Annotated in this window: 7 protein-coding genes and 1 pseudogene; all 8 read right to left on the bottom strand. The window is 42.1% G+C overall.

The window, feature by feature from the left end:
* Positions 1–19: 19 nt before the first annotated feature.
* The 8 genes and pseudogenes from E0F88_RS20245 to E0F88_RS20210 all read right to left on the bottom strand — a co-directional run bounded on the left by E0F88_RS20245 (position 20) and on the right by E0F88_RS20210 (position 11,986).
* Positions 20–3,487: a SusC/RagA family TonB-linked outer membrane protein gene (locus E0F88_RS20245; protein ID WP_131960089.1), complete on the bottom strand. Its 3,468-nt coding sequence runs from the start codon at positions 3,485–3,487 to the stop codon at positions 20–22.
* Positions 3,488–3,509: 22 nt separating this feature from the next.
* Positions 3,510–4,520, bottom strand: a complete 1,011-nt coding sequence (locus E0F88_RS20240) for a FecR family protein (protein WP_131960088.1) — start codon at positions 4,518–4,520, stop codon at positions 3,510–3,512.
* Positions 4,521–4,561: 41 nt separating this feature from the next.
* Positions 4,562–5,242: an RNA polymerase sigma-70 factor gene (locus E0F88_RS20235; RefSeq protein WP_131960087.1), complete on the bottom strand. Its 681-nt coding sequence runs from the start codon at positions 5,240–5,242 to the stop codon at positions 4,562–4,564.
* A 178-nt stretch (positions 5,243–5,420) separates the two neighbouring features.
* Positions 5,421–6,336, bottom strand: a pseudogene (locus tag E0F88_RS20230) (Rpn family recombination-promoting nuclease/putative transposase).
* Positions 6,337–6,369: 33 nt separating this feature from the next.
* Positions 6,370–8,088: a GMC oxidoreductase gene (locus E0F88_RS20225; protein ID WP_131960086.1), complete on the bottom strand. Its 1,719-nt coding sequence runs from the start codon at positions 8,086–8,088 to the stop codon at positions 6,370–6,372.
* A gap of 164 nt (positions 8,089–8,252) precedes the next feature.
* Positions 8,253–8,771: a gluconate 2-dehydrogenase subunit 3 family protein gene (locus E0F88_RS20220; protein ID WP_229213844.1), complete on the bottom strand. Its 519-nt coding sequence runs from the start codon at positions 8,769–8,771 to the stop codon at positions 8,253–8,255.
* Between the two features lie 171 nt (positions 8,772–8,942).
* Positions 8,943–10,184 (bottom strand): MFS transporter, encoded by a 1,242-nt coding sequence (locus E0F88_RS20215; protein ID WP_131960085.1) that lies wholly within the window; start codon positions 10,182–10,184, stop codon positions 8,943–8,945.
* Between the two features lie 107 nt (positions 10,185–10,291).
* Complete coding sequence (locus tag E0F88_RS20210; RefSeq protein ID WP_229213843.1) at positions 10,292–11,986, bottom strand: FAD-dependent oxidoreductase; 1,695 nt, start codon at positions 11,984–11,986, stop codon at positions 10,292–10,294.
* Between the last annotated feature and the right edge of the window lie 2 nt (positions 11,987–11,988).

Genomic DNA, 11,988 nt, shown 5'->3' with positions numbered 1-11,988 from the left:
ATTAAAAGTCAACATTTAATTACAAACCGATATTCAACCCGAGCATAAATACCCGCGGTTTTGGGTAATCATATAGTCCAAAACCCTGATCAAACGGCGAACCTGAGTTGGAAACTTCGGGGTCGAATCCAAAATATTTGGTGGCGACAAAGAAGTTCTGTACGGACCCGTAAACCCGGAGACGGTCAAGTTTCAGTTTGTTGCTGACTTTTACAGGAAATGTGTAAGCCAGCAATAGATTGCGTCCGCGGATAAAAGAAGCATCCGAAACTTTATGCGTGTCGTTATTGGTAGTATACCCTGCCGCGATCGGCCTAACCTGGGCAATTGGTGTATTCTGGTTGGTTTCGGTCCAGGCATTGAGCACCGTTTTGTAACTGTTTGCAATACCTTGTCTGTCCTCAGCCGAGTGAATACTTCTATCCAAAACATCATTGCCATACATGTATTGCAAGTCAACGGTCAGCGAAAAGGCTTTGTACTGGAAAGTATTTAGAAAGGTACCAAAGCCATCGGGAATACCTTTCCCAATGATCGTTCTGTCGTTATCGTTAATTACACCGTCGTTATTTAAATCAAGATACTTAACATCGCCGGGTCTACTGTTGTATCTTTTTGCTTCTTCGACTTCACTTGTCCCCCAGATGCCAAGGTGAACCCTGCCAAACATAGAACCAACCGGCTCACCTACACGGATTACCGTAGCACCGGAGTAAATATCACTACCCCCGGACAAAGCCAGTACTTTATTTTTATTAACTGAAATGTTAAAAGTTGTACTCCATGTAAAATTGGCGGTTTTGATGTTGGTTGAGTTTACAGCAAATTCAATTCCTTTATTTTCCATACTTCCGATGTTGGTTGTAATGCTTGGATAGCCGCTGCTCAAAGGCAAAGGAGCATCCAGCAACATGTCAACTGCTTTTCTTCTGTACAGGTCCAGTTCAAAATTTACTCTGTTTGAAAACAGACCAAGTTCTAAACCAAAATCAAACTGATGTGTTTTTTCCCATTGCAGGTTTGCATTGGCCATACGACTCACTCCGATTCCGATGTTACGGGAGCCCCCGAAAATGACATCATAACTTGCCATACCAGCCAAAGCGCGGTAAGCCGCAATCTCCGAGTTACCGGTAACGCCATAACTTGTCCTTAGCTTTAAATTCGAAATCGCAGGAATACCTTGCATAAAACTTTCTTCAGTAACCCGCCAGGCCAGCGCGGCAGAAGGGAAAAATGCATACTGATTGGCTGCTCCGAATTTTGAAGACCCATCCACACGTCCGGTGAAGGTCACCAGATATTTGTTGAGCAAACCATAATTTACCCGGGCAAAGTATGAATTCAGACCATAAGCAGTACCGGATGAAGCTGGTGCCTGGGGGCTTGCACCTGCTCCAAGGTTATAGAACTGAAAATAATCATCTCCAAAATTCTGTGTACTGGCGACGTTTTCAAAACGGTCAATGTGTTGCCAGGAAAGACCTAAAAGTGCATTGAGGGAATGTATTTTAGCAAATTCCTTATTGTAGGTCAGGTAGTTTTCAAACTGCCATGAATTGAATCTGTTGTTTGTTACCGAAGCAGCTCCGTTCTGACTGGCAGAAATATATTGCAAGGCCTTTCCTCCGTAATAATCCAGCCTCTGGTTGATCACATTGGTTCCTATCGTGGTTTTAAACTCAAGCCCGTCAGCCAGCCTGATCTGGCTGTACATATTTCCCAGCATGGTTTGGGTTCTGAGAAAATATAACCTTTCCTTACCAACCCGCAACGGATTATCACCGCCTTCCATGCCGGGGTAATCCCGGTTGCTGGCCCAGGTGCCATCCGGATATTTTGCAGGAATAATTGGAAGCGCTTCCAATACCTGACGCATTGTTGTTATACCGCCACCTCCAAGCTGATCAACCTGTTTTTCATTCTGATCGGTATAACCCAGGCTACCACCTACTTTCAGCCAGCTTTTTATTTGTGTATCAAAAACAAAACGCCCCGAAAACCGCTTCTGCCAGGATTCTTTTACGATTCCGTTTTCGTTACGGTAGTTGATGAAAGCGCCGTAAGTTCCCTTTTCACTACCATTGGTAAACCCCAGCTGATGATTTTGGGTAAAGGCTTTCTGAAAAGTTTCTTTCTGCCAGTCCGTGTCGTATAAAGGATTTCCTTGGGCATCAAATAATTTCGGATTGGTTCTTTTGGTTTTTGGATCAACATATTTGGTTCCCAATGCCCACCCGGCCGGATCATACTTCGCTGCATTCTGATAGGCAAGATCTTCAACCGCCAGAAATTCTTTTGCATTTAATAAATCCAGTTTCTTAGGGGCAATACCGATGCTGAAATCGCTGTCATAGGTTACCCGGCCGCCGTTCGCTGTTCCTCGTTTGGTTGTAACCATGATTACACCATTGGCACCGCGTGCTCCGTAAATTGCAGTTGAAGAAGCATCTTTTAAGACCTCTATCGAAGCGATGTCATTGGGATTGATATAATCAATGGGTGTACTTCCGTTCTGCAGATCGACTGAATTGAGGATAACTCCGTCTATAACATAAAGTGGGTTGTTGGAAACACTTACCGAACTTGCCCCCCGAATACGGATATTGGCTCTTCCTCCAGGCCGGCCGGAATTAGATGAAACGTTAACGCCGGTGATACGCCCGGAAAGCCCCTGATTTAGTGAAGATGCAGGGCGTTCCTGCAAAACTTCGGCTTTAACTGTACCAACTGCTCCCGTTAAATCTGATTTTTTCACCGCACCATATCCAACCACAACAATTTCTTCAAGTGAACTCTCATCCGGTGTCATGCTTACATGGACATCTGTTCGGTTACCGGGATTTACTTCCTGCGATTTATAACCTACAAAACTAAAAACGAGAATCGGTTGTCCTTCATCCGGAACGTCCAACTGATAGGTGCCGTCAGCAACCGTAGAAGTACCCCGCTGTGTTCCTTTCACAACAACACTTACACCCGGCAGACCAGATCCCCCTTCATCAGTAACTTTTCCCCTTATTGTTTTATCTACGTCAATCGCTGCGGTTGGGTCTGTTACTACTTGCTGGTTGTCACCAGGCTCAGGCAAAAACGCCGATTCTTTTTTTTCATCTTTGACAGCTTCCTGGCTTTTACTTTTGTCCCCGGTAATCACGTAAGTGTTTTTCCTGGTTTTTTTAAACCTTAGCCCATTCTGTTTTAACAACAAATCAAGATTTTTTTCAATCGGATCATTCAGGTTTAGTGCACCTGGAATTACATTTATTGAGCCTACCAGCCGATCTTCAAATACGATTTCAACACTGTAATGCCGCTGAAGGTCCAGAAGCACATTTTTTAGTTTCATTTCCTGTCTTACAGAAACACTCTGCTTTGCCGGCATGGCAGCAAATGCGAGAGTCTGGGAGTGGGCGACGGGATACGATTGTGTTATACAAACGAGCCCAATTCCCACCCATTGCCTGGCGGATAAATTTAGGTGCATAGTTAAAGTTGTTAGGATTGATTTAATTATTGGTTAAAAGAATGGAATCTCCCGAAGCCTGAATTGTCAAATCCAGTACTTCTGAAATTGTCTTTAAAAGCTCCCCGGCATTTTTTGTTTTGAAGTTCCCGGTAATCGTCCGCTCAGCTATTTCCTTACTGCCTGTTTTCACGCGCAGGCCAAAATTATCCTCGATCATTGCCGATATTTCTTTTACCGGCGTGCTGTTAAAAATATAACGCTGCTCTGTCCACGCAGCGAATGTTTTTGTATCCTGATGCTTTTCCAGTTGAACTGCTCCTGTTTTGTCTAGTACAGCAAGATCTCCCGGCTCCATCATCAGCTCCCGCCGCTGTTCTTTTTGCGCATAATCAATTCGTACACTGCCACATTTGAGAGCAACTTTTGTCCCTCTCGCTCTTGAAAAAACCGAAAATACGGTTCCCAAAACTTCAACCTGGAATGCCTCCGACGTTTTTACCACGAACCGTTTATTATCAATTGTGTGGCTTATAGTAAACTCTCCTTCACCTTCCAGTAAAACCTCTCTCACATTATCAGCGAACCCAAACCGCGGAATTTTGAGAGAGGAATTTGCATTTAAAGCAACTTTACTTCCATCTTCCAGATACAGATTTGTGGTCTGTCCATAACCCGTCTGATAAGTTTTGTATCTCACTAAATCCCGGAACCACCAGCCGCAACCCAAAACCAGTAGTACTGTCGCAGCTATCAGCAGATATTTCCTAAAATTCCCCCTTTTATCCAAAGTATAAATATCCGATCCCTCAGTGACCTTACTACTTATGACGGTTCTGTCAATTTCATCAATCCGTTTCATCAGACCAACGACACCACTTTCCTGATCAGCAACAAACTGCGGACAGCGTGTTTCGTATTCAAGCAGCCATTGGTAAAAGATCTCGGTATTTTCATCCTTGCCTGTCCATTCCTCTACCAGTTGCCTTTCCAGAGGGTTACACCGGCCCGACAAGTATTCGAAAAGCGTATATTTAGTTATAGATGTTTTCATTTCAATGTCTTTCGATAGTCAATTTGAACCAGGAAGGCAACTCAGGCGGCTACAAAACAAGAAGTTAACAGTGTAAGCAACCAGGAAATCATCCATTCACCACGCAAGGCAGAACGCAGGTACTTAAGTGCTTTGGAGATATGCACTTCTACAGTTTTGGGAGAAATATGTAGTTCATCCGCAATTTCGTTGTATTTCTTGTTTTCAAACCGGCTCATGAGGAATACGCGCTGGCATTGGGTCGGAAGTTTTCCGATCACCTCATTCACTTTCAAAAAAAGATTGTTGTAATGAATTTCGGCATCAGGCTGCTGATGGTATGTTGAAATTGTTGTTTCTGCTGAAGTATCAAGTGAATCGGTTTTACCAAATTCCCTGCGCATGTAAGTGTAACACTCATTGCGCACCGACCGGAACAGATAACTTGTATAGGAAGACGTAATGTTTTCGTACGCTCTGGTACGATAAAATTGAAAAAAAACCTCACTGACAAGATCTTCGGCGATTTGTTTTGAATAAACGAACCTGACAGCATGGCTGCAAAGCGGGTTGTAAAATCTTCGAAAAAGTAGTTCCAACCCTTTGCCGGGATTTTCTTCGAATGTTGTTTTCAGAAACAGAGCCGCGCTCATTTCCCTGGACTGTGGCCGCTCAGAATCATCTGTTGAGATATGAAACAGATTTCCGGACTGAAGGTCTTCGCTTAACAAAGGATCTTGCATTACGTCTTTTCGTTTATAATAATGAAAAGACTTTTTTGCACTAATTACCCCTTAGTCTTGATAAGAAAAAATAAAAACTTTTTTTTATACAATAAAAAAAAGTTTGTAAAAAAAGCCATCACAAACTTCAAGTGACGGCTTCAATTACTTAACCGGTACAATCCGGATATAATTTTATTTATAATTTTTCAATTTCACCTTCAGACAATCCGGTCAAATCACGGATTAAACTTATTTCCATACCACGTTTCTTCATGGATGCTGCAACTTCTAACCTACCTTCTAGCTTACCTTCGATCTTACCTTCGATTTTGCCTTCGATTTTGCCTTCCAGTCTACCTTCGCGTATTCCTCTTTCTAAACCCTCTTTTAAAATGTAATCAAGTGAGTTATTATAATCCCACTTTTCTTTTAAGCTTGATTCGTAGGCCATCTTTTCCTGTCTGGTTAAATTGCTTACTTCTGCAATGTTAAACAATTTACTAAAAATCGGTTTTTTCAATATTGAAGGAATTTTATCCAATCTACTCATATTCTTTAACAAAAATAACCAATTATCCAGTTCCGATAATAAGTCTCCTTCCTGCTTGTTAAACTTTGGAATCTCAATAAAAATAAAACCAAGTTTATCATAAAATATTTCCAATGTATCCGTTTTCATCAAATGGACTTTATGCAAATATTGACTAACATGTGTATCATCAAAAATAAAATCCATCAACCCAATCATATACACCGGTTGAAGCTGGTAATCCCATCTTGCTCCGCCTTGCGGCGCCTGTTCTCTGATTAAAGAGGAAGTGTAATAAAGACATCGATCCTTGAAATGCTCCTGGCGGACTCGCTGCATTTCAATAATGAACTGCTCACCATTAGAGCCTGTACATAACAGATCGAATACCGCCTTTCTACTGTCAGGTGACTCTCCCGATTGCTCTGTTTTATTATAAACCAGATCTTTTATTTGCTTTTTTGCCTAATAACTGGTTCAGAAAATCAATTAATAAATCTTTATGCGGCTCCGTTCCGAATAATCGCTTAAATCCAAAGTCTGTGAATGGATCGATAAAACGACCCGGTGATAAAAAATTCATTTTTATAGTGTGTGTTTGTTTTGCAGGAAAAACCTACAAATTCTTCGCCTTCATTTCCTTCACGGCATGGTCAACTGCTCTTGCCGATAATGCCATATAGGTCAGTGACGGATTTTGAGTAGAGGTAGAGGTCATACACGCGCCGTCTGTTACAAAAACATTTTTGGCAACATGCAATTGGTTCCATTTATTGAGAACAGATGTTTTGGGATCCTTACCCATTCTTGCACCACCCATTTCATGAATGTCGTTACCCGGGTTTCTGCCGTTGTCATTTGTTCTAATATTTTTGAATCCGGCATTGGCAAACATCTCGCTCACCTGCGTCATATAATCCTTGATCATCTTTTCATCGTTATCATCATAAGCGACAGAAATTTTGAGCTGAGGCATACCAAAAGGATCTTTTAAACCTTTTTCAAGGGCTACATAGTTACTTTCCTTGGGAATCGTTTCGCCCATCATGTGCGAGCCAACACTCCAGTTGCCATATTTCGTTTCCAAAAGATTTGATTTCAGCGATTCACCCATTCCGCTTTTGTCGTTGTAGGACTGTCTGTTGGCACCGAAGCCTGCAGCATAACCTCTCAGAAAGTCTGTTTCCTGTTTGTAAACATTTCGGAAACGCGGAATGTAACCGCTGTTTGGTCTGCGGCCGTCAGTGGTCGAATCAAGAAATCCTTCATATTCTCCGGAAACGGTAGCGCGGTAATTGTGAAACGCAACATATTTTCCAAGCAAACCATTATCATTTCCCAGCCCTTCAGGAAAACGGGAAGAAGTTGAATTTAACAGAATCAGGTTTGTGTTTAAAGCTGCTGCATTTACAAAAATAATTTCTGCATAAAATTCCATCATTTCCTTGGTTGTTGCGTCAATAACGCGTACACCTGTTACCTTTTGCTTTTTGTCATCATAAATAACCGAATGCACCACCGAGTTTGGACGGAGTGTCATATTACCGGTTTTCATCGCCCAGGGAATGGTTGAAGCATTACTGCTAAAATATCCGCCAAACGGACAACCTCTCTCGCACATCACCCGGTGCTGGCATTTTGCCCTGCCCTGATCCAAATGAATCTGTTTAGGTTCCGTAATGTGGGCAGCACGGCCAATAATGATGTGTCGATCTTTATACTGTTTTGAAACCTGCTCTTTGAAATATTTTTCAACACAATTCAAATCATGCGGTGCCAAAAATTCTCCATCCGGCAGCGCATCAATTCCGTCTTTGTTTCCGGTGATGCCGGCAAATTTCTCAACGTGACTGTACCAGGGAGCAATATCATCGTATCCAATCGGCCATTCGACTGCAAATTTATCCCTCGCCGGACCTTCAAAATCATACTTGCTCCAACGCTGGGTTTGCCGTGCCCAAAGCAGCGATTTGCCACCCACCTGATAACCACGAATCCAGTCAAACGGACGGTCTTTATCCTGTACGTATGGGTGTTCGTTGTCTTTTACAAAAAAGTGCTGGGACGATTCCTTAAAGTTGTAACATCTGCTGACTATGGGATTGGCATCCGTAACCGCCTTAGGCAGCCGCTCACGATGCTCAAATTCCCAGGGCATCATGTTGGTGGTGGGATAGTCCTTGATATGCTGTACATCACGCCCACGTTCCAACACCAGGGTTTTCAACCCTTTCTCAGTCAGCTCTTTCGCCGACCAGCCGCCGCTTATTCCTGAGCCAATAACGATGGCGTCATAAGTGCGGGCTTTTTTACTATCAATATTAAAATTCGCCATTTTTTTAAGGAAGAAGTTAAAGTAGCCAGAAGTCAAGGATTTGGATTGTGCAAAACCTCTTTACTTCAAAATCACAATTTTCAATAAGGAGACAGAAATTATATAGTTAATCGATTTGAAACCAACCCATAACAACTTCTAACTTCTTTTAAACTCCTTAACTATTATTTTTTAACTGGTACACAACCATGATAACGCGCAGGGATCATTTCGTAATGCGTCAGGTTGGTCATCACGTATTCGGATGACATATAACCCTGGATCGTTAGGTTCTTTACTGTACCAAAAAATGCTTTCTGATCCGGATCGCTGCTTTTTTCCATTCCCTGAAGCAGCTGTAATTTTTGCTCTTTGGATGCATCAGCAAACGATTTTCCAAAGCTTTTTACACTTTGTGTTTCCAAAATATCCACTCCTTTTGCCAGATTCGCCTGTGCTTTCTGGTCGTAACAATCCTTCACCATTTTCTGCACAAAACCACCAACTCCCAATTCGCCAGCTCCCGGTGTGTCCGTTTTTGGAATAATCGTTTCTACTACTCCCGCCAAAACCTTTGACTGATCTGCCGAAAGCATTTTCCCGTCTGATAACGAGCTTTTGTTCCAACCGGATGCCCAGGAGGGCAAAACTGCCATTGCGCCAACAGCCGCAGCCATTCCTTTAAGCGCTACGCGTCTTTCCATTTATTTATAATTTAAATTACAATCAAACTCTCTACACTATTATTATGGTCACGTATTGTCAATTATGGTCATTATTTGTCAGGTATGGGAATACACCAAATAAATACTAATGGCAATCCTGACTATTGCATGACAACTTCTGACCACTTATGACTATCCTTGGCAACACTTCTATTCTTCAAGAAAGTCCAGATCCCTGCCATGTGTTTCAGGAATTGTCTGAATACAGTAAAGACCTATAATAAAGCAAATTACCCCTACCAGTGCACCGGAATTGATTACCGAGAACGAATCTTTAAAAATGGCAAACAAAGTAGTCATTCCTACAACCGTACCGCGAACCATGTTAGGAACTGTCGTAGCTGCTGTGGCACGTAAATTCGTCCCAAACTGCTCTGCACCGATGGTTACAAACATAGCCCAGTAGCCAATTCCAAAACCTAACAAACCGATAACTGTATAAAGATTTGCAGCAGTATTAATTCCTGCATAAAAATAAATAATGCTGAATACAAACGTAAAAAGCATCAAATAAAATACAGCCTTCTTTCTTGATTCGAGCCAGTGACTTAAAAAACCGCTTGACAGATCACCAACCGAAAGCCCGATGTAACACCACATAATTGAAAGCCCCGGCTTGATCGGTTCTGCAATGCCAAGAGCCTTGCCAAATTCATTACTAAAAGTTGCCAAAATACCAATTACAAACCAGGTTGGCAGGCCGATACCAATACATTTGAGATAACGGATCAACCGGTCTTTGTTTGTAAAAAGAGAAAAGAAATTTCCTTTCTGAATGTGCTTTTGTTCTTTAACATCTTTAAAAATGCCCGACTCAAAAACACCGATACGCAGCAGCAACAACGAAATACCCAGTCCGCCGCCGATAAAATAAGCGTAACGCCAGTCAAAAAACTCAACTGTGAAATAGGCTACAACCGCACCAAGCAAACCAATTCCGGCAACAAGTGAAGTACCAATCGCGCGAAGATGTTTCGGAAGTATTTCAGAAACCAACGTTATGCCCGCTCCGAGCTCTCCCGCTAAACCGACACCTGCTACAAAACGAAGCAGCTTGTAGGTAGTAGGATCCTGTACAAAACCGCAGGCAATATTAGCAAGGGAATAAGTAATGATAGAACCAAACAAAACGGATAAGCGACCTTTTTTGTCTCCCAAAACTCCCCAGAGAATACCTCCGAGAAGCAAACCGGTCATCTGCCAGTTCAGGATACTGGCTCCTACAAGCGAAATATCTGCTTCGGATAATCCCAGGGATGCAAGACTGGGCAAACGGACAATTCCGAATAACAGCAAATCATAAATATCTACGAAATAACCCAGAGCGGCGACAATTACCGGGGCACTAAAAAGGTGTGAAAAATTGGATCGTGGTGCTGTAAGCGTCGACATTTTTAATAATAATATTTATCAGGAATAGGAATGTATAAAGATAGCCGTATTTTCTCTACGGCTATCTGACTTTTGAGGTTAATAATTTAAAATCGCTGGCAAAAAAACTACAATTTCAGTTTCTGATTATCTTTTAACAATTGATCCTGTAATTGTTTGTAATCTACATCCTGCACAGAAACATTGCGGTCAATTGCCTGAACAGCAGCTGTTGCAGCGCTTTGTCCCAAAATCATAAACACAGGCTCCATACGGATTGAACCATAAGCAATGTGCGAACTTGACAAGCAAACAGGTACAAACAGGTTCTGACATTCCGCTTTTTTAGGAATTATGGAACTGTAAGAAATGCTGTAAGGCGTTTTCGGGTGCACACCGATATCTCCTTCATTTTGAACAAAACCATCTTCTTTTACATAACGCTGGGCGTTGTGTGCATCCAGCGAATAAGAACCCATTCCAACAGGTTCAGAAACCGCTTTTTTACCCAAAGTTTCATTTTCCGTCATTACGCTCTGCCCGATCATGCGGCGTGCTTCGCGAACATAAATCTGATGCGGCCAGCCTCCATTGTCTTTAAATTCGTCTTTCGCCAATCCCCATCTGTTCATTTCTTTACGGACATCCGCAGGTACTTTCGGATCGTTTGCCAGGAAGTACATCAGTCCTTTCTGATAAAGTTCGTGCTCTTTAATGATCTGCTTTCTTCTTTCGTAAGTTGCGTCCGGGTAGTCATAGTTTTGACCGATAAAATCGGTACTCATCGGACCATGGTTGTTTGTGTCGGTTTTTTTGTTTGGAATAGAATCAAATTTTTCAAATGTCTCTGTCCAGCCGGCTTTGTAAACCCGGGCAAGCAATTCATATTTAGCAGGGTCATAACCGGCAGGTTTTGCAAACGGAATCAGATTGTCAGGATTTTCCGATAAACACATCCGAAAGCAATAAGCCTGAATTTTGTTGTCACCGTCTCCGTTTTTACCAATCTTTTCAGATGAAACATAAGGTAACAAACCGCTCTTCGGATCACCCTCCACTTTATAAGGACTCACGTTCTTTTTGAAATAATGTCCATGCTGAAATACGCCAGCCTGAATACCATTCCATTGTTCGTTGTAAACGCTGTTTGCTTCACGGCCCACATGGTATTTCACACCCGCAGAAGCCATTAAATCACCTTCGTAGGTTACGTCAATAAACATTTTACCTTTAAAAGTCTTACCGCTCAGCGTTTTGATTGAGACAATTTTGCCGTCCTTTTTAACAACACCGCTTTTTCTGTCAAGCCATTCGTCACGATAAATTTTAAGGTTGTTTTCCTTTACAAAATCTTCAAAAACCTTTTCGGCAACACTCGGTTCAAAAATCCACATGGTTTTATTTGCGCCATCCATGGCCGGCGTTCCCTGTCCTTTGTTACCGTACTGTTCCTTCTTCTGCCATTTCCATGCTTCGGGTGTATCGTAATGCATGTAAACACGGTGGTAAAACTCTCTCGCAAGTCCTCCGATTACAGATTTATTACCGGTATCAGTAAAACCTAAACCTCCTGATGAAAGCCCGCCCAAATGTTTATCAGGAGAAACGACAATTACTGTTTTTCCCATTTTTTTTACCTGAACAGCAGCCGTAACAGCCGCAGATGTTCCGCCATAAACAATAACGTCTGCATCAAATATCTGTTCTTTATTTTCTCCCGCTCCATCCTTATTTTCTTTGGCAGTACATGAAGTCGCGTTTATCGCAAACATTGCCAGAAAGCAGTGCAAAAGAACTTTACTTACCGAATTTTTTAAAAGCATGT

Source organism: Dyadobacter psychrotolerans (assembly GCF_004349265.1).
Lineage (GTDB): Bacteria > Bacteroidota > Bacteroidia > Cytophagales > Spirosomataceae > Dyadobacter > Dyadobacter psychrotolerans.
The sequence above is the reverse complement of the archived record's forward strand: the minus strand, read 5'-3'. Positions and strand labels throughout refer to the sequence as shown.

Coding starts and splice junctions, on each gene's coding strand:
- E0F88_RS20235 (WP_131960087.1), bottom strand. CDS start 5,242: ATGCAAGATCCTTTGTTAAGCGAAGACCTTCAGTCCGGAAATCTGTTT.
- E0F88_RS20210 (WP_229213843.1), bottom strand. CDS start 11,986: ATGCTTTTAAAAAATTCGGTAAGTAAAGTTCTTTTGCACTGCTTTCTG.
- E0F88_RS20245 (WP_131960089.1), bottom strand. CDS start 3,487: ATGCACCTAAATTTATCCGCCAGGCAATGGGTGGGAATTGGGCTCGTT.
- E0F88_RS20215 (WP_131960085.1), bottom strand. CDS start 10,184: ATGTCGACGCTTACAGCACCACGATCCAATTTTTCACACCTTTTTAGT.
- E0F88_RS20225 (WP_131960086.1), bottom strand. CDS start 8,088: ATGGCGAATTTTAATATTGATAGTAAAAAAGCCCGCACTTATGACGCC.
- E0F88_RS20220 (WP_229213844.1), bottom strand. CDS start 8,771: ATGGAAAGACGCGTAGCGCTTAAAGGAATGGCTGCGGCTGTTGGCGCA.
- E0F88_RS20240 (WP_131960088.1), bottom strand. CDS start 4,520: ATGAAAACATCTATAACTAAATATACGCTTTTCGAATACTTGTCGGGC.